3 protein-coding genes are annotated in these 20,868 nt (G+C 59.8%); 2 read left to right on the top strand and 1 reads right to left on the bottom strand.

All coding sequences use genetic code 11. The annotated features are described in order from the left end of the window. Nucleotides 1-150: 150 nt before the first annotated feature. Together AACY02_RS16715 and AACY02_RS16710 are read left to right on the top strand one after the other, a co-directional pair. The gene (locus AACY02_RS16715) at nucleotides 151-4,092 is read left to right on the top strand and encodes an Ig-like domain repeat protein (protein WP_339432899.1); all 3,942 of its coding nucleotides are present in this window, start codon (nucleotides 151-153) and stop codon (nucleotides 4,090-4,092) included. Nucleotides 4,093-4,315: 223 nt separating this feature from the next. Continuing rightward, nucleotides 4,316-7,834 carry a hypothetical protein gene (locus AACY02_RS16710; protein WP_339432898.1) on the top strand — a complete coding sequence of 1,173 codons (3,519 nt, stop codon included), beginning with the start codon at nucleotides 4,316-4,318 and terminating at the stop codon, nucleotides 7,832-7,834. Nucleotides 7,835-8,210: 376 nt separating this feature from the next. On the opposite strand, the gene AACY02_RS16705 is transcribed toward AACY02_RS16710, so the two are convergent. Then, the gene (locus AACY02_RS16705; protein ID WP_339432897.1) at nucleotides 8,211-20,711 is read right to left on the bottom strand and encodes a filamentous haemagglutinin family protein; all 12,501 of its coding nucleotides are present in this window, start codon (nucleotides 20,709-20,711) and stop codon (nucleotides 8,211-8,213) included. Between the last annotated feature and the right edge of the window lie 157 nt (nucleotides 20,712-20,868).

The raw sequence follows: 20,868 nt of genomic DNA, 5'->3' as shown, positions 1-20,868 counted from the left end.
ACTCAGACGGGCGCCCAATAAACAGACTCATCCCGCACCAGACCGTCCGTCTGAAAACCGCTTACCCCTGTCAGATCTGACAGTAGTCAATGAACAATCAATGGGACTAAAAGGGAATCACTCGTTTTTCCCTTTCAGGCGGCGTTGCTCATGACTTCTTTCAGATTATTTCGGCTTCCCCCGCGAAGAGATTTATCCGTCACACCGTTGCAAATCTATCCGGTGTACATCGCTGACATGACTCAGCCGGTTGCGAATGGCGACGGCGGTATCAACCTGGCAACGTTCGAAAATTCCGAGGCCGGCATATTCAGTATTATCGACCCTTACCCCGGGATGGGGGCTGGCGATGAAATCGAGGTTTTCTGGAACGACAACGTCATCTTCGAACTGAAAATAAAGCCCGAAGATGTCGGTAAAAGATTGTTCTTCTTTCTCCCGACCACTGAAATCGCCCCCGGCTACTCCGAGTGTTATTGCCAGGTGACCCGTTCAGGCGAACCGCTGCCGGATAATCCCTCCCCCGTATTGACGCTGTTGGTCAAATTGAATTTGCCCGCCGGCAAGGATGAGGAGCAGCATCTTCCCTGGCACTCACACCTCGACATTGTCGGGTTGCCGCAGGATGTCATCGACAATGGTGTCAGCAAAGAATGGTCGAGCAAGGGCGTGCCCATGACCATCAAGCGCTATCGAGAGATGACGGTGCGCGATGTCATCTGGGTGCGCTGGGGCAGTGTTCCTCTGCCCCCCCACGTAGTAACAGAAGCCGAGGTCGAAGGCACGCAAGAAATTGTCATCACCGCGTCGCCCGGTGACATCCTGACCGCCGGCGATGGCAATTCGTTGCCGATCAGGTACGAAATCCATGATGAGGTCTGGAACTGGTGCGAGAAATGGTCGAAGGAGACTACGGTTCAGGTGGATGCCGGTGCCGCTCGCCTGGATCCGGCCATTTTCGAAGATGCCGATGATCGCGAGCTCCATCTCGACCAACTGGACCATCAGGCGACCAATCTGCTGATCCGCCTCGAAATCAATAAAGAATTCACCACGGGCGACACGATAATAATCAATGTCGCCGGTGTCGGGGGCACCGGAACAGCGCCTCGCACGCTGACCGAAGAAGTCACCGTCGGCAAGCTGCCCTACATTCTCGAGTTCCCGATCCCTTTCGCATTTGTCAGTCTCTTCGCCACCGGGACGCTTGATGGCTCCTATGTACTGCACAAAAAAAGCGATGGCTCGAAGCTCTACTCCAAACGCACCTTCGTCAAAGTGATCGGCAACCCGGCGCTGTTGCCGGCGCCGATTATCGAAGAGGTTATCGGTGCCATTTTGCCCGCCGACAGCAAAACAGCGACCGTCAGACTTGCTTATCCGAGCCTTAAAGTCGGCGACTCGATCAACGTGATCTGGGAAGGCAAGAAACCAGATGGCAGCGCCTATGAGTATGAGGAAGCGTATGACGTCAGCAATAATGATGAGCAGGCAGGCTTTACGTACATCTATGTGATGAACGAGCACATTCTCCCGTTGAACAACGGCAGCCTCAAACTCTATTACCGGGTGTACAACGATGATCCTGCCGACTATGGACTCAGTGAGTCTGACTTTCTGCGGGTCGAGGTGCGCGCAGTTCCCGCCACTCTGCCGGCCCCCGATGTAGAAGAAGCAAAAGATGGCGTGATCGACCCGACGCTGGTTTATACCCAGGCTCATGTGCTGGTCAAACCGGTCAATTGGATGAAGGGCGACACGCTGACGTATCACTGGATCGGACTCTCCGCCTTCAGCTCAACCAAAGGCAGCAGACCCATCACTGAGTTGTCGATCGACAAGAACGCGCGCTTTCGGGTGGATGTCAAATACGTCTCGGCCAATATCGGCTATACGGTCACTGTCCGTTACACCCTGCTGCATGCCGCGACGGGAAAGTACAGCTATTCGGCGCCCTTCGAGGTGATGGTTGGCATCCCCGTGGGGCTTTTGCCTGCGCCTACCGTTTTACAAGCACCCAACGGTTCGCTGAACCCGATGGATGCGCTCAACGGTGTCGATATCGAGTGCAGTTATCTCAGCATGGACGAAGCACTCGACACCCTCGCTCTGAAATGGCGGGGGACGCCCGGGGCCGGCACTTCGGAGGACCTGGAACAACCCGCTGAACCTTCCGGCATCGTCACCTTTCACCTGCCCTCCTCGTTTGTGGGTGCCAACATTCGGCGCTCGGTTGACGTCAACTATGACGTACAGCGCTATGGCTTGTGGACACCCTCCGAAGCGCTGCCGCTGAACATCCTCGACTTCCAGGATCCGGAAAACGATCTGCCCACTCCGCATGTACCTCAGGCAGACAAGGCGGTTCTGGACTTGATGGAGTTTGTCGGCGATGCGAGGGTGCTGGTGAACGTATGGCCATTTATTGCCAAGGGCCAGCGCACGTGGCTCTATGTCGAGGGCGAAACCAGCACCGGCAGCTACCGGATCGATGTACTGAGAGATCATCAAATCAGTGACCAGCAAGTGGCTGGAGGCCTCGACGAACCCTTGCTCAGAAGTGAAATCCTGAAATTGCGGCACAGTTCTCCCGCCGTGGTGAAATGCAAAGTGATTTTCGACAACAGCACGGAAGAGACCGCTGCAATCGAGTTCCCTGCCCTGCCGCTGACTATCCGCACACGTTACGACTACGTGACCCCGGCCATCACCAGAATCCTCAATCCGCAAGGCCAGGAAATTCCCGAAGCCGGGTTGACCTACGACAAGCGCGTGACGATCCATGGCACGGCGACGCGCGGTGAAAAGGTCGAGATCAGGGTCAATGGTGTTCCCAAAGGCACACCGCAAGCCACGGATCTGTGGGAGTGGGAATCTCCTGCAGACGGCCTCGTCGAAGGCCTGCAAACCATTACCGTGAAAGCCTTGTACGACGCCGATGTACCGGACGGCAATCCACGCACATTTACCATCGGCATTGCCACCAAACCCAGTATCACGGCAGTCAATGACTCCAAAGGATCGGTCGCGCACAACGGCATAACTTACGACAGAGAAATCACCGTTGCCGTAATGGCAGATCCCGACCAGCGTGTGCAGCTTTATGACGAAAACGCTCCCATCGGCGACCCTGTCACTCTGGATGGTGAGGGCAACGGCTCGACAAAACTATCGACGCTGGCCCTGAAATCCTACGCCATCAAGGTACGAGCCCTTTATGGTGAACAACTGGAATCCCCCGCCCACAACTTTACGGTCACCCCCCACAAGGCCGTGACGCTGACATCGGTAAGGCACTCGGGAGGCGAGTTGAGTAACGGGGGACCTACTGTCGATACGTCGGTTGTTTTGACGGGCGGGGTCACGCCTTTGTATCAAGTGCAGATTTATGATTTGGGTGCAGCCACACATATCATCGTGTCCGCCGATGCCAAAGGAATCTGGACGACCCCCTTTGCAATCGCCCTTGGTGAACATTCGGTGTACGCCAAAGCATTGAGTACCGAGCAGATCTCCACAACGCGAACATTTCGCAGAATCCATCCAATGAGCTTCAACGAAAATCCGGTCACATTGGGTGGCAAGACCTATATTTGTGCGGGCTACCCTAACCTGTTCCCCACTCCGAATTCAGGTAACTCGATATTGCGATCAGCCACCGGGGGAACAGGAACCATCACTTACAGCACCAGCAACTCAGCGGTGGCAGCAGTTGATTCCAGAGGTTTTGTCACCGCCAGGGGGAGAGGCACAGCGACTATCACGGCCAGAGACACTGCCCAGCAATCCAAAAGCTTTACCGTAACAGTGACGAACGTCATTCTCTGTTTTGGCGGTGGGAATGGTGGCTGGAACATGGCCAACAGGAACGTCGCCGCAGTTGGGGCACGTATTCCCAGCATGGGGGAATTGAACGAAATACACGCCGCGTATGGCGCATCATGGCCCATGGGAAATCACCATTATTGGTCTACCGATAGGGGCAGCGATTGGTGGCCATTCAAAAGTAGAAGAACCAAGTATCTGGTTTGGGGCGGCTATGGCGACGCGAAAGAATTCGGGCATGCCTCGAATATTGTCGGGATTCGCTGACTCGCGGAGTGAAATACGCTATTAAAATCGCGATTGCCCTGCTTGATGTCAAACCGTGAAATCCGTTCTCTACGTCAGAGAATGGATTTCCGGTCACGAACTGAAAAGCAACGATACCGTTCGTCTGAGTTCAACGTACACCTGTCAGATCTGACAGGTGCGCATTTCCCGGTTTTATCCCCTAATCACTCCATCGCCCCACCTTCGGCAGGAGTGCCCCGCGATGCTCGTCCAACCGCGCAAACCAATCTCCGTCCTGGCCTTGCTCGATCCGGAAATCCCCGGCGGCCGGATGCTGGATGACGGCTCCAGGGGCATCAACCTCGCCGCCGCACGACTCAACTACCCCGACAAGGGGTTGAAAGTCCAGATTCCCGCCTGGAACGACATGAGCAAGAGCGATAACTGCAAGGTGTACCTGGGCACCACCATGGTCGCGCAAAAGACCATCACCGAAGACATCGAGGTGGACAAGCACGTCACTCTGTTCATCGAGCCGCCGCGCTTGCCCAGCGGCGACTGGGAGCTGTCTTACCAGATCACGCGTTTCGGGCAGAGGCCCGAGCCAGGACCGATGATCAAGCTCTTCGTCAAACTCGAACTGCCCGGTGGCCAGGATATTAATCCCGACTATGGCCACTCCGAACTGACCATGGCCTTCGATCCGCCGGATGTCGTGCGCGACGGTGTCGACAAGGCCACCGCCGAGGCAGGCGTGCTGATCTACGCCAAACCCAAGCCCGGCGATGGCTGGCTCTACCTGAACTGCGCCGTCGGTGACGTGCTCATCCTGGCCTGGGCCGGGAAAACCGTGGAGTCCGAGCCCGTCACCCAGGAACAAATCGACGATCCGGAGGGTAATCCCATCGTGGTGCTGGCCGACCAGTCCACCATCCTCTCAGCCGGAGACTCCGACGGCGTGTCGGTCAGCTACAAGATCCGCGACCGCGTGTACAACGAGTCCGAAGACTGGTGCGAGGCCGTGCGTATTGTCGTCGACACCCAGGGCTTGCGCCTGGGTGCGCCCATCCTCAAACACGCCGACGGTCTCATCGTCGATCTGGAGGTGCTGGGGGACGAACAGCCGCTGGTGGAAGTCTGGGCGGAGGACGTGAACATCTTCAAAAAGTACGACGAGATCTACCTCAGCGTCTTCGGTACCGACGACGAAGGTAAAGAGATCAGCGAAGTGGTGATCCAGCGTATTGAAAGCACGCCGCCAGTGCGGGTCTCGATCGCGCACAAGAACAGCACCCTGCGTACCTTGGCCAAACGCACGGTGGTGTACTCCTATCATGTACGCCGCGGCGGCACCGTGGTCGACAATTCCATATCCAAGTCCCGCGCCTACAGCGTTATCGGTGAACCGACACGCCTGGCCGCGCCCATCGCAATCGACCAGATCAGTGGCGCGCTCGACCCCGACGCGCCCGAATACCGCATCTGCATTCCCCCCGATCCACTGATCACCCCGGAGAACGCGATCGAACTGAAATGGTTCGGCACCCGGCCCGACCTGACCACCTACGACCCGGACCTGGACTGGTATTCCCCCAGCGAAGACGAGGCCAATGCCCCCGAAGGGTTCATCGTCACCGTCGCCGGCGAACACGGCAAAACCATCGAGGGCGGCACGCTGCGTCTGTCGTACTGCCTGCTGAGCGATGAAGACGGCACCATCACCCGTCGCGCGTCCCTGCACGCCTCGCTGTTGAACATTGGCGAAGCGCAACGCGAACTGGTGAAACCCATCGTGCAGGGGGAAAAGGATGGCGTGCTGGACCCCAAAGACCTGCCCGGTGGTGTCAGCAAAATCACCGCGCCACGGCCGGTGGCTGTTCCGAGCGAGGCCAACGATATCGTGAAGTATTTCTGGATCGTTGAAGGCAATGAGCCTGTTACCGACTTTAAAAAACTCAATGCACTGTCCAAGGACAGGGACGTGGCTTTCCCGCTGAACGCGGCGTTTGTGGCCCAGCACATCGAACCTAATCGCGGGAAAAAAGTGCAGGTGCACTACGAAATCTTCCGGGCGGCGAGCAACACGACCAGTTATTCGAATGTGCTGGAGTTTGTCATCGGCGAGCCGGTGGCACTCGATCCGCCGACCATCGACTCGGTCAAGGGCTCGCCAAGCGGCAAGGACATTGTCGAGGGTGGCACCACCGTTGAAACCAGCGTGGTGCTGAGCGGCACGGGCGCCAAGGGCAAGAACGTTGAAATACGCAATGGCGCCACCGTCGTTGATGAGGTCACGGCCGATCCGGTCTCTGGAATCTGGACATGCACCGTGTCGGGGCTGACTGTGACGAAACACAGTTTTGCCGCGACAGGAAAGTATGGTGCCGAACCTGCCTCCGCTGCCTACACCCTCACCGTCACGGCCGTCATTGTGCCGACGCTGAGCAACGTGCTGGACGACCGCAACAACGAAGTGCCGGAGGGTAAAACCACCTTCAGTACATCGCTGACACTCAAAGGCACCGCCAGCAAGGGTCAGGATGTCGAGGTTTACGATGGCAGCGGTTCAGGCGCAGTGCTCAAGGGAACCGCGACCGCGGATACGATCACAGGCCTGTGGCAATGCACGATCACGGTTGTAGTCGGCGCGCGCCGGTTGTATGCCAAATCCCTTTATCACCCCACATCGACCTATTCCAATGTGCGACTCCTGACGGTGGAAGCCCTCAGGGCGCCGACGTTATCGTCCGTCAAAGGCTCGCTGAGCGACAACGAGATCCCCGAGAATGGCTTCACCGTGGAAACGGCCGTCATCTTGAGCGGCGTTGCCGCAGCCGGGCGAGACGTTGAAGTGCTCGACGGTACGGATATCAAAGGTAAAGAGCCCGCCGATGGAGTAACCGGCATCTGGCGTCTGTCCGTTTCAGACCTGAGTAAAGCCAAACACAGTTTTACGGCCAGAGATCTGGAGCAACCGAGCCTCGTGTCCGCAGCCAGAACGCTGACGGTGACAGACGACATGGCACCGACATTAACGTCAATCAAAGGCTCCCCGAGTGGCGCCGACATCGGCAACGGCGAAAATACAGTAGAGACCGCAGTAAAGCTGAAAGGGGCTGCTGCTTTGGGGCAGAAGGTCGAAGTTTTTGATGGCAAGCATTCGGAAGGGCAAGCAGAAGCCGATGTATTAACCGGTGTGTGGACACACACCGTTTCCGACCTGGAACTAGGCCCGCATAGTTTCACCGTCAAAGGACTGTATGGCACCGGGCAGGAATCACAGCCTCCGTATGACCTGACTGTGACAAAAGAAGATATTGTTATCGACCAGTTCGGAGCAGGCGCCTTTTCAAATGGCGAAACCCGTGACATAGGAAATGCCACCATCACTTACAGAGTTATTAGCGGAAACCCTACCATGTACGCCAACAACGCCAAAGAGTTACTAATTCAGAATACATTTATTAATAATCAAGTAGGCCAACACAAAGCAATTTTTGACTTGAAAAACAAATCTCGAAAAACGATAACAGTAGTACTAAAAAGCTATAAAGTTATGGACCCTGTTACCGAAGTCATTGGCTATTTTAATTTTATAGGACCACAAGGTGTATTTCATACTCAATCAATACTCAGCGATGCAGGCGAATACGTTATACGTGAGTACACAATGCCTGGAGAACAGTCATATAGCGGCTTTGAGATAGTGCAACTAGCATCTACGAAGCCTCCCTACGGACATGTACAGATTTGGATCAAAAAAATAACTTGCAAAAACTAGCTTGATCGAGATTTTTCTGCTGACCGGGATGGCCCTTTCGCGAGCAAGCTCGCCCACAGGGAAATGCATTGCAAATGTGTGCGAGCTTGCTCGCGAAGGGGCCAGTGAAGTCAGCGCAAATGGACCTTTAAACTCAGGTGTTTAAAAGACACCTTCAGGCACGCCTTCGAGGCTACAAATCCTTGCGCCTTTGCCTACAGCCAAGCCAGAATCCGCCGGCTTGCGCGCCTTGGGTGCGGGTTCAATTGTGGGTCGGTCAATGACGAATCAGCGACTGCTGCCCTGGACGTACGCTGTCCGCTGTACAGAATGGAATAAGGCATGCAAAAAAAGGGCGACCCACCGGCCGCCCAAACGTACTGCGCACGAGAGTCTTTTACAACGTCAGTTGCCCACGTTCCTCCTCGGTCAACTGCTGCTTCGCCTGTTCATCCAGCGCCCCGGCACCCAACACCTGCACCGGGCTGTTCGGGTTGTAACCCGGCGCCGATGCACGGCTCGCGCCATCGCGAGAAGGCGCGAGCTGTTCGTTGCCGAAGCTCAGCACCTGCACGGTGAACACCGAGGCCTGGTTCTGCCGCGACGCTGCCTGCTGCTGACGGGCGACGTCTTCTGCCGCTTGCGTGGCAGATGATGCGGCGGAGCTGGCCGAAGTGATCGCCCCGGTATTCACCGCCGATACCACCGGCACCCCCGTCGCCTTGCCCTGAACCGAAATGTTGGCGGCGTTGACCACCGTCAGCGCGGCGATGTTGACGTTGCCCGACACACGAATCCCCGCCTCCCCCGCGTCGATGGTACCCAGCGGCGCGATCAGGTCGATATCGCCCGGCGCCACTTCGGCAATCGGGTTGAGCGTGGCGATACCGGCGCCGGTACTCGGTACCGATGGCGACAGGCTCACGTTGCCCCAGGTGTCGTAAATGCGTTTTGGCGGCGTGTAGACCACGGTGGTTTTCGAACCACGACCGGCGTTGATGTCGCCCTCGGCCGACCAGCCGAGGATCGACCCGCCGAACGTGGTCATGATCCGGCTCTGGCCGAGCAAAATGCTGCCCTGCGAGTACAGCTGAATATTGCCCGAACCCTGAGTGATGATCCCCGCCGTCGATGGCGGCACCGCGCCTTCGATGCCGAACACCTGACCACCGCCCGGGGTGAGCATCTGAATGTCGCCGCCGAACAGGGTCTTGACCCCTGCTCCGCCATACATCGTGATGTCGCCGTCGTAACGGATCGGATTGCCGGCCACGTCGGTAGTCGGGAACAGCGCCGCGATGGCGTTGCGACCGCGCAAATAACTGCCCTGACGCGGGCCGTCGACATCGTTGTACTCCAGGCCGCCGGCACGCAGTTCGGCGAAGTACACCTGCCGCGCGAAAATCGCCTGCTGGGCACTTGGCAGCGCGGCGTAGAACGCTTGCGCCTGTTCGGCGTTGCCACTGAAGCCGTAGCCGAGGGTCAGCCAGCTCTGCAGTTCGTCAAGGTAGGTCTTGACCACTTTGCCCGGTTGCCCGGTAAGGGACCTTTCCGGATTGGCGAGATTCTGCCGGCTCAGATAGCGCGCGATGAACTGCGCATAATCCGGGCCTTGCGCCCCCGCGCCGGCCTGCAGCACCACACTGGCACCCGCACGATTATCCCCCGCCACCAACGACCCGAGGCTGGTGATGCTGGCACGGTTTTCCATGAGAATGTTGCGTCCGGCGTTGATATCCAGAACACCCGGCCCGGCGATATCGAAACTGCTATAGAGGATGTCGCGACCTGCCGAAACCCGTGAAACGTCTCGCGGATTATTGTGGATGAACAGGTTGCCAGCGGAGGTGATGAGCTCTCGCCCGACACCCATTTCATCCGACTGGACTTGAGTGGGCTGGCCCAGATTGGTCCCGGACGCCACGATGTCGCGACCGGCAATCATCCACACCGGCCCCGCCGCCTCATACCAAGTACGTTTGGACGTAGTGAAATTCAGAGTTTCGCCGTTGCGTACGCCCACCAGATCGCCAGTTAATGCATAGAAGCGTGCGGGCCCCTGCACTCCGCTGAGACCCGAATACGTGTTGGGGCCAAATGCGAACAACGGATAACGCAAGTTGCCGTCCGATGCGACGCCGTCACTGCTGTAATTGGTGGCGACGGGGCTGACTTGCGCGTTGTTGTCAAAGCGGTTGAACGCCGGATTGAACGGCGTGGCAATGGACGCTGGACTCGCTCCGGACTGATTGATCGCATAGCCGCCGGCGTAGATGGAATCGCCCGCCAGCATTTCCAGCTGGCCAGCTGTCGACGGCGCCAAGAGCAATGAGTAGGCGGACAGCGGGAAATCGTTCCTTTTTACCGATGCTGAAGGCCCGGCATAAATCGATCCCTGACCCGCCACTGCGCGCAAAATCGACGGATAGACGAATCGACCGTCTGTAGGCGATGTGTTTCGCCCCAGCGGTAAACTGAAGTTGTTGAACTCATTAAACTCTGCCATTTGGGTAGAAGGCGTAAGGTTTCCCCCGGCCGAAAACAAGTCGATGGCGGTGTGCTCGGTCCACAATGAAAACCCACTGAGGATCCCGCCTCTCTGGATGTCACCATTGGCGTCGAAGACCGGGGTAGCGTTCTGCAGGCTGACGCGTCCCGGGTCGCTTGCTCCGCCCAGCACCAGATCGCCACGGGTGCTGAGGCTCATCCCCGAGTCACCGGGGATCAATACCAGACCACCAGAGGCTGTGCTTGTAGTTGATGTAAACGGGTCAAGCGCGCGGGTTTCCCTGATGTCATGCGAACGTGACGCGGCGCCGTACTGCAGATCGATGCCGCCCAAGGCGCCGCCAGTCAATTGCACCGCGCCGCGCAGGTTGACCAACGCACCTTGCAGGTCGTGAAACGGCCGCGCCCCGCCGGTATCGCCAGCCCGGGCCTGCAGTGACGGGTTGAGCTGGCCGCCAATGCGGATATCCATGTCACCGCCACCCGTCATTTGCACGCGGCCATCGCTGCCGACCCTGCCGGTGCTGCCGACTGCAACGTTGAGCCCCTGGCTGCGCAGGTAACTCGTCGCGTCTCCCAGCGGCTTCAACATGCCCGCATCGGCCCCGGCGCGCAGACTGATGTTGCCGCCGCCCAACGTACCAAAGCCGGTGAAACCCACCAGGTACGGCTCGGTACTCATATTGCTGTCGGGTATCGGTTGAGTGATGTAGCTGCCGAAATTGATCCACCAGGCCGTTGGAACATCGGCATTCCCCGTGCCTTGACGCCACAGCCAGTTGCCAACGGCAACACTGGCTATCTGCTCACGAGTACCGCCCGACTTCTGCTCTTTACGCCCCACCGAATCGCCGGAGATCGAGCCACCGGCATTGATGCTGAGGTTACCGCCCAGTTGCGGATACCAGGCCTGATAGAGGCTGTCAGTGCCGCCGTTGACCCATTTTTCGTAATCGGCTCCCGTGCTGCCTAAAACCGAGTTTGTATCGGACAGGTGCCCGCGCATCTGGTTGTAGAGCGGGTCGACATTGGCCGACTGCGTCCCTGCGGTGTACACGCCGAAAGGCGAATCCATACTCAGATTGCCGGCCGCCATCAAGTCGAGATCGCCCGTGCCGGTTCGCAGCACGCTGAACATCTGGGTGTGCACCTTGGCGGATTTTTGCGGGTTGTTTTCCAGACACAGGTCCGGCTGCAGTTCGCAGAGGATCAGATAATCATCAGGAACCGGCTCGTAATCAGCGCCCATGCCGCTACCCGGCGCCCAGACCCAACGCGCCATCGGCGCACAATCGCTTGGGCCGATTTCACAAAGAATCAGATACTCGTCGGGGATGGGTTCGTAGGGCGGGAAGCCATACTGATTGTCTACGGCCCAGACCAGTTTCGCTACGCCCTGCGTAATCGTCGCACCATAGTGAGTGTCCGCCAGCCGCAGATGACCTCCGCTGGTCAACGGCTGGACCGTGCGATTATCCGCCGCGTCAAGATCAGCGCCGGCCACCACACGCATCGACCACGAGGCAGTGCCTGCAGGCAGCATGCTCGCCACCGCCCAGTTCTTGCCCTGCTGGGTGCCGTTGAACGACCGCAATTCGATAATCGTTGTCCCATCAGCCAACTTCACGTCCGTCATGGACGGGATGAGTGACCCGCGCAGCAATGCCAGTGAACCGCTCAATTTCACCCCGGAAACGGTTCCCACATCCACATCGTATACGGCCGGCAGCGGCACGCCTTTTGGCCAGGTCATAGCTTGCAGCGACGTGGCGTCGTTCAGGCGAATCCCCGCCCCCAGGCGCGTTGACGCCGGCAACGTCACACTCTCGGAGAGCAAGGTGCCGGCGGCAAACAACAGATTGCCATTGCCGTCATGAATCGCCGCCGCCAGCACGGTGCCAGCGCCAAAGGTATAGGCCTGGGCCAATACCGCTTGAGTCGGCAGCAAGGTGCCGCTGGCCAATACCGCGCCTTGAATCATCACGTCGTAATTAAGCACGGCCCCCACCGGAAACTGCGTGCCTTCGGCCAGTGAAACGCCAGTGCCCGGCACGATAAGATCGCCACCGAACGGCTGCACACCGGTGATCAGCTTCCAACCGGCGTCATCCTGGGTTTGCGGTGGCGGCGCAAAGCCGTCGTTGATGCTGCCGTAAATATCGAGGTTGCCGCCGGCGCGGATGACCAGACTGCCGGCCTCACCCGAGCCGTAAACCGACGGGTCCAGTCGCGTATGCGGATTGAGGCTCGCGTAGCGATAGCCAGACAAGTCCAGATCACCCTCCACCGCCAGGTCGCCGTCGGCAGTCTTGCTGGCAATCTCTACGCCCGGGCGCAGATGGAACGCATCGGCATAGGTGGCGTTGTTCAGCCCGGCGAGTTTGCGTTGCAACAGATCATTGTTGCCCAGAGCGGCGTTGATGAAGTTGTTGCTGTCACCGTGAATGCGATCGAGCATGGCCTGATCGAGCACTTGATACGGGCGGCCAGTGACGGCCTGATCGGTGCCATCGCGAGCATCGGTGTAGCGACGCACGCCATTGAGACCGATGGAACGTGCGCCCTGAATGGTCAACGCACCACTGGCATCAATGGCGATGTCATTGCTGCCCAGCCGCGGCGCGTTCAGCTCCAGCGTGCCACGCAGCATTCCATCGTTTTGCCCCGCGAGAATGCCAGGTACCGCATCAGTGCCGTGACGCAGATCGATCCGCGCACCAGAAGCCAGGGTGAGCAGACCATCACCGGAATTGAGCTCGACCGTCGCCCGGTTCGGCGCATCGATGATCTTGCCGTAGCTGTCGACCCGCAGCACACGACCATGGGCATCGAGCACGCTGTTGCCGGTCAGGGTCAGAGCGTTTTTCGCCGACAGACGAATACTGCCGACACGCTCGCCGCTGGCGTCGATCAGACCGGCCACCGTCAGACTGCCATTGTCCACCGAGACATTGACCTCGCCAGCCTTGAGGCCGTCGCCGATGAGCAGGTTGCCTTGCTTGAGCTGCAAGCTGCGGCTGCCGAAGACCTGCCCGGCATTCAAACGCTGGTTGAGCGCGGCGAACTGTTCAGTGGCATCCCCCCCCAGACGCTGCGCGCGAATGTCAACGCCGCCGGCCTTGTACGGCACCAACGTGCCCCCGGCGTCGTAGTAACCGCTGCTGCCACCAAGGATCTCGCCTTGCAGATCGACCATACCGGCCGCCTCGGCCAACGCGACGACGCTGAGATTACCGGCCTGATTGTTCTTCGCCGACAGATCGATTCGCGAGCCCGCCGCCTGACGAATATTGCCGTTGGCGCTGTACAGCGATATGTCACCGCCCCAGCTGTACTTGCTGACATCGTTGAACGGCAAGGTACGCCCGGTCAGATCCAGCACGGCGGCGTTGCCAAGGCTTAAATCATCTTCGGACTTCACGGTCAGTTTGCCGCTGGCCAAGGCGATACGGCTATCGAGAACGATGTTGCGAGCCTCAAGGTTGAGTTCCGCACCCAAGGCATCCGCCACCCCATAAGCCCCGCCACTGCTGAGCGTCAGGCTGTTGCCGGCCTTGAGCAAACTGACCGATGCTGCTTCACCGGTGAGCAGCGGCGTGCGCAGGTTCAGATTGCCGCCGCTGTAGCTGTAGCCCTTGACCGGGTCGTAAGCGCCCTGCTCCTGATACACCGCCAGACTGCCCTTGTGGTTGGCGGTGATGCGTTCGCTGGCCGTCAGGTTGACGTTGGCAAAACCCAGCGCCAGACGATTGTTCTGATCCAGGCCGCTGGGCTGTGGCATCGGGCCGTAACCCAGTTCGATGCGTTGCGCCTGGATATCCAGCGTGCCGCTGCCCGTGCCGGCGCCGCCAGTGATAACGCTGCCGGGTGTTTGGGTGGCGCCGTTCCAGACCAGGTTGGCGGTGCGGATGGTCGCCACATCGTTGGCATCGCCCAGACCGTAGATCGCCGGAGTGATGAGCACCAGGTTCTGCAGTTTGCTTTGGCCGGTCTGCGGATCAAGCGTATCGAGGCTTACACTGCCGTAGAAATTGAAAGCATCGCGGGTAGTCAGGCTCAAGGTTTCCAGTGCCGGAGCGCCAAATTGGGTATCGCCGCGCAACAGTCGATCAAGCACATTCTGGTTGAGGGTCAAACCTGCCGGTACGCGATTGCCTGCCGCCGCCAGCGCCTCGGCACTGCCGGCATTCACCGAACCGACCGACAACGCCAGATGACGCGTGCCGAAGCGCACGGCTTCACCGAGCTCAAACTGGTTATCCGTGGCAGCGGTGATGCTGCCGTTCGAATAAAGCAGCGCCGGATTACTGCATGAATCAGCCGCACAGGTGCCAATTCGGATACTGCCGGCACCACTCAGATTTGAGCCCGCTTGTGGCGCCAACACGTGGGTCCAGCCGTTCGACACGAGCAACAGGCTTGATGCCCCCGGCTGATATATGAAGCCCGCCGTTGAATCGTAAGGTACGTTGCCGCGACCGAGCGTGTTGATCCCGGCACCCGCCTCGACCGTAATACCGCCAGTGGTCAAGGTGGTGCGCAGCAAGACTTCCGGCGCAGAAAGGACGGCCCCCTCACGCAACACGATATTGGCGGTGGTGCCGAGGAAGCTGATGATATTGCCTGACGTGTTGTACACAACGTCCGGCATTGCACCGAGGGTCAAACGCCCGGCGTTGAGGTTATTCAGCGTGTCGGCATACAACGACACACCAGCGACGTGCGCGGTCGGCGCCTGCCCGGTTCCGAGGATTTCCAGGTCACTGCCGGCATAACCACCGCGCACCACCGCCGTCCCGGTCAACCCACCCTCGGCGGGGTTGAACAGCGCGCGCCCGTTGAACTGCAAAGCAATGTCTTGCTGACCACCGGTACTCAAACGCAGATCCAGGGTCTTGCCGTCCATAGGCGCCAATGCACGGGGCAGCCCGCGCCTGGCGGCATCATTGCGGATGAATGGGGTAAGCCCGGTTTCGTTGTACTGCGAGTAACGGCGCAGCACGTCCGCCGACGTCAGGATGACCTGACTGGCCAGGCTGTCGCGCAGGCCGGTATTGGCAATCGACATCTGCCCGCTGCTGGTCCACGAACCATTGCGCAGTTGCAGCGCCGCCGTCGTCGCAGTCGGTGTTGCCTGACCGTTGACTTCGACCCGGAACGCCCCCGGCAACAAGGCAAAGGTGGATGGCAACAGCGTGTAAGTTCCCGCCGCCAACCCCGGGACACCGGCGCCAATGGTGATTTGCTGGCCCACGCGCGGATCGACCGCGCCCGCTTCCGCCAGCACTGGCGCATAGCGGCTCTGATTGCCCGGAACGATGGCATAGACCGGGTTGCTCGTCAGCCCCGGCAAGCTGAAAGTGCCGTCGGTGGCATTGCGCACCAGCGGATTGAAACGCGCATCGGTAGAACCGCCGCGCCCGGAGATGAAACCAGCGCCGCGAAGATCGCCACCACCGGACAGATCAATCAGGGCACCGCTCTGCACATCAACGTATTGCCCACCGATTGCCACACCGTTTTTTTCGCCAGTGATGCCGTTCAACACCACGGATTTGCCGTTGTAGAGATAATCGATGCCGTCGGTGGTGCCGCCGTAGGGCATGACCAGACCGGCACCGCTCACCGACGTTGTACTGCCAGAAAGCAAGCGTACCTCGTGGCTGGTAGTCAGCAAATCGTCGCCCAGGACAATCTTGCCCAACGGTGCCCGCACAACACCGCCCTGCTCGATGTACGCAGCGGAAAAGCTCAGATTGCCGAAAACCGAGTACGGCACCTCAGCGGGCGCCGCGCCGTGGCCGCTGATGCGCAGGGTGTGGTCGGATTCCGCAACGGCGCCCTGATAACCGACCCGCACTTCAGCCTGGACGCCAGTGCCCGGATAGATCTGCGCAGCACCAAGATTCAAGTCACCCGGCGTCCACAGCCGGGTTTTCTCGGCACCATCGTTTGGCGCGAGGAAACGCAGGTCGCCGCGGCTGTCAAGTGACACCACACCGAACGCCCGGCGGCTGTACTCAACAGCCGGGGCATTGAGTTGCAGAATCGAACCCTGCGTGCCGACGGAAAGGCCATTACCCACGTCCAGCAAGTCTGCCGACGCATTGAATGTCGCGTCCGACAGTTGAGCCGTCGGGTTATTGGTCAACCGCGGCCGGATCCTGTTGACGCCCGCGAAGTAGCTGCCCACACCGGACAAACGCAAGTACGGAGCGCTCAAGTCGACACGTGTCGTTTCCCTGGACGTTTCGGCCAGCGACAACGCTGCGGCGTACAGATTGAGGCTCTGGTTCATGTGCAGATTGACGTCGCCGTCAAACGACAGCAGGCCGTTGCTCAACAGGCCCAGGTTATCGAAACCGCCCGCCATCAAGCCGTCGGCACTCAGACGAGCCTGGCCATAGCGCAAGCCTTCGGCGCCCTGGCCCGGTCGCAGATTGACGGCCAGCGATTCCTCACCTGCGCCTTGGCCGATGATGATCTCCCTCGGCGCCCGCACCGCATTGCTTGCCGAGTCAGCGTAAAGCGGCGTCTCAAGGGCGATGTCCAGACGACCGCCGGCAGCGCCGACACCGCCCGCCGCCGCACGCAAGTGACCATCAATGAACAGGCCGTTGTAGGAACCCAGGCTGATGCGACCGCCATCTGTCGCAACGCGGGTTGGCCCCTGACCGGCGACATCCAGAATCGCCTCGGTGCCAGAGGCATCAAGCCGCGCGCCCGGACGCACAATCACGTAGGCGTCGGCAGCCGTGGCAGTCGCGCGTTTCGAATCGATTTCACCGCCGATGATGATGCTGCCACCCTTGCCGACCTGCCCGTAGGTTCGACCCAAGGCATCGAGCGCGGTGTTGGCGCGTCCAGCGACATCCAGCACCGCCTGCTCGCCGATCCAGATAGAACGGTTATGCGCAGTCGGATCGGCCAATTGAATCGACGTATCCGGTTTGATCGAGCCGAACTGTTGCTGGCGGATATCAACCGTGCCGCCCCAGGCATTGAGCTCACCTTCAACCGTGATCTGCCCGGCACCGCGCAGCTTGATGCTCTGCCCCGGATCGACGCTGACGCGCGAACCACGGCCAAGCGTCAACGCACTGTTGGCCGCGTCGATCAGACCGACCAGACTGGCCCCGCCCTGCAATGTCAGGCTGGCTCCGGCACGTTGGGTCAGCACTCCCTTGATCGGGTTTTCCTGGAAGAGCATTGGCGTCCACAGTTCCAGTGCCGATTGCGGATCAACACCGCTGACCTGATCCGGCGCGGCTTCGGCAAAGCGGTACACCGGCATGCTCACGTCAATCGCCGTGTCTTCGGCAACGTCGAGCCCGCTCAGACCGATCAGGTTGTAAGCGCTGAAGCCCTTGTTGAACAGGTCGGCGGACAACTGCAGGGTGTTGTCGGCCAGCACCTTGTCAGCCTGCCCGATGAGTAGCTTGTTAGCCTGCACGGTCAGGGTGCCGCCGCCCGTCACACCGTAGCCACGCACTTCGCCAGCAAGGTTCAAATGCGATTGGCCCGGTGCGCTAATGGCGCTGGATTCCAGCGTCAAATCACCGCCCTTGCCGCCCCGGGTCTTGCCGTTGGCGAGCAGCGCGCCGCCAGAAGACACATCGAGCAGACTGCCGGCGTCGATATCGATATCGCCACTGCTGCGAATCGACACCAGCCCCCCGTTGAGATACGCCAGGCTCGCGCCATCATCCGGATTGGTGCGCAGGTTGCTCCACACACCGCGAGTATCCAGTCGCACGCCTTCGGCAACCACTACCTGTGCCGCGTTGCCGGGTTTCGCCGTGAGTTGCGTGTCGGTGGTTGTCGAGCCGTTGAACTGATTGAGCACGTTACCCAGCCGCACACTGCCACCGCGAGCCGTCAGGTCGGCGCCCATTTGCACATCCGGGGCATACAGGGTGATGTCGCCACCGGCATCGACCGCGAGCGCGCCATCCACGGCGACTTGATCCTTGGCCGAAACCTTGAGCGCGCCGAGGCGAAAACCATTGAGTTGACCGTTATCCAGAAACAGCTTGCCCTTGCGCGAATCGGATACCGCGCCGGCCAGATCCAGATCACTGCCGGCCACCGGACGCTCGCCGCCAATCTGCACCTGATCCAGCAACGGATTGAGCGTGTAGAGCAATCCACTCGCCGCCGCCACATACGCCGGGTCATAACTGCCGACAATCAATTGCGCACGACGTGCCAGCGCCGTCTGGCTTTGTTCGTAGCCATCAAGCAACGGTTTCGGCGCCTGATTCTGCCGCTCGCCCTGATACACCTGGCCAATCATCTGCCCCTCGAGCACGGCGTTGGCGGTGGCGATTACCAGTTGCCCGGCATCACGCCCCACGGTGTACCCCGACTCGAAACGTGCGCGCGGCGCAATCAGCGGATTGTAGAAGTAGCTCGTCTGGCCCCAGCGCTCGCTGTTGTCTTCATAACCTTTGTACAGCCCGGTATAGAGCAGATCCCCCGGAGCACGGGAAACTTCATACAAGCGCCCATCCGCGCCACGCAACCAGCTCTGGCGGATCTGCCCGCTCTGCACATCCAGGGTGCCGCCGGACAGGTTGATCAGCGAGCCCTTTTCAGTGACCACATCGTTGCCGGCAAAACTCACCGTGCCGCCCTGCGCCATCCACTCGCCAACGCGGTGGCCCTGAGTGCCTAAGTAGCCGCCGACTTCAAGCAAACCGCCCGCCGTGTACCAACGATCCGTGGCATAGCCGTTGGTGCCGGCCGGCACGTAGACCAGCTCGCGCACATCGACCCAGATGTCATTGCTGTTGAGCGCACCTTTCTCACGGTTGACCGAGGCATCGCGCTGCTCGTTGCCCTGCACATTGATCTTGATGTTGTTGTTTTCCATCGCCACTTTGACGCCAAGAGCACCGGACACATCGATCATCGCGCCGTCACGCACCAGACTGCGGCGCTGGGCATTGACCGCAACCTGACCACCAGTGGCCAGGGTGATCGAGCCGTTCTGGAACTCGACGCTGGCGCCACTCTGGATTTCGATGCGCGACTGATCGCCACGAATCCGGTTGTTGGCGCTGACGGCGGTCAGGGCCGCGTCGCGCTGACTGTCGAGGGCCGTGAGTTCACTGCTGTCGAGCATGATCGCCGTGGCACTGCCCTGCCCCAGCGTGACGCTACCGCTGGTGTCGGTGATCGGGTTCGTCAGGTGAATCGTGCCGCGTGTCGCCACTGAAGTGCTGGCGAGCAACACGCCGTTCTGCACCACTTCATGACCGGTCAGGGTGATGTCGCCGGTGGCGGATTGAATCAACCCATTGTTAGTGACTTTGCCCGCCACAGCCCCGGCCTTGAAGCCCGGAATGACTTCGTTACCGAAGGTGGTGGACAGCGCATTGCCTTCGGTGCCCGAACCTTTACGGATGTAGAAACGGTCACCGGCCGCTAATACCGTCTGGCCCTTGATGGTGCCAATGCTGCCGTCGTTCTGCACTTCGTTGCCGAGCAGTAACGCGTACCCCCCGGCATCGGTGGAGGCCACAGGTTTATGCGTCGCGATGGAGGCGCCGCGCTCCACCAGCACCTTGCCGGCGGCATCAGTGAAGGTCGGCGCTGTGCCGGTGCTGTCGAAGTACAGGCCACGATCACGGAACTGGATATCGGTGATATTCGCTGCCGCCGCCACCAGGTTGCGCACGTTGACCTGGCTGCTGCCACTGAAGACGATGCCGTTGCGGTTGATCAGCATCACCGTGCCGTCACCCTTGATCTGACCCTGGATCTGGCTGGCGCGTGCGTTAGGATCATTGACGCGGTTGAGCACTGCCCAGTTCGCTTGTTGGGCGAACTCGACCGAGGTGTTACGACCGACGTTGAAAGTTTCCCAGTTGAGAATCGCCTTGTCGGCGGTCTGCTCGATCTTCACCGTGGTCTTGCCGTCGGCCAGGGTCTGTTGCGGCCCCTTGGCGTTCTGCCAACCTTGCGCAAGGCTGTTATCGACCTTCAAACCGCCCTCGCCCAGACCGTCCGGGACAAACTGCACCGAACCCAGCGCCGTTGCGCGCCCGGCCGCCTGCGCCGCTTGCTGTGCTGCAATCGCGGCAACGGTGTTGTTCAAGGTCTGGATCGACCGCTGCAACTGCTGATTGGCCCTCTGTTGCTGAGCCAATGGCGGCGTCATCCCCGGCAAACCACCGACGCTCGGCCGCGCTGCCGCGGCTTGCTGCGCGGCGCCCTTGGCAGCGAACCAGCTCGAACTGAAGGCCGTCTGCGCGTGCGCGCTGCCCGCCACCAGACACAACGCCACCGCTTGCGCCAACGGCTTGAGCAGCCACAGCGCCGGGTCCACGGCATCACGCTTGAAGGACGGAACGTTGGTACGACGACGGGATGGGCGAGCGAGCATCACTACGAGATCCTTTTTGATTGCCACACTTGGGTTGCCACGCAAGGCCGCAGGCGTGCAAAAACCTGCTGTTACGACATAGGCCGTTGGCGAGAGTCACGACCGAACGGATGTCACACAAACTTCATGTTCGGGGTGTATTCGAGCAAAAAAATGG

Source organism: Pseudomonas sp. EA_65y_Pfl2_P78, from assembly GCF_963970495.1.
Taxonomy (GTDB): Bacteria; Pseudomonadota; Gammaproteobacteria; order Pseudomonadales; family Pseudomonadaceae; genus Aquipseudomonas; species Aquipseudomonas baetica_A.
This window is presented reverse-complemented; position numbering and strand designations above follow the sequence as displayed.

Coding starts and splice junctions, on each gene's coding strand:
- AACY02_RS16710 (WP_339432898.1), top strand. CDS start 4,316: ATGCTCGTCCAACCGCGCAAACCAATCTCCGTCCTGGCCTTGCTCGAT.
- AACY02_RS16715 (WP_339432899.1), top strand. CDS start 151: ATGACTTCTTTCAGATTATTTCGGCTTCCCCCGCGAAGAGATTTATCC.
- AACY02_RS16705 (WP_339432897.1), bottom strand. CDS start 20,711: ATGCTCGCTCGCCCATCCCGTCGTCGTACCAACGTTCCGTCCTTCAAG.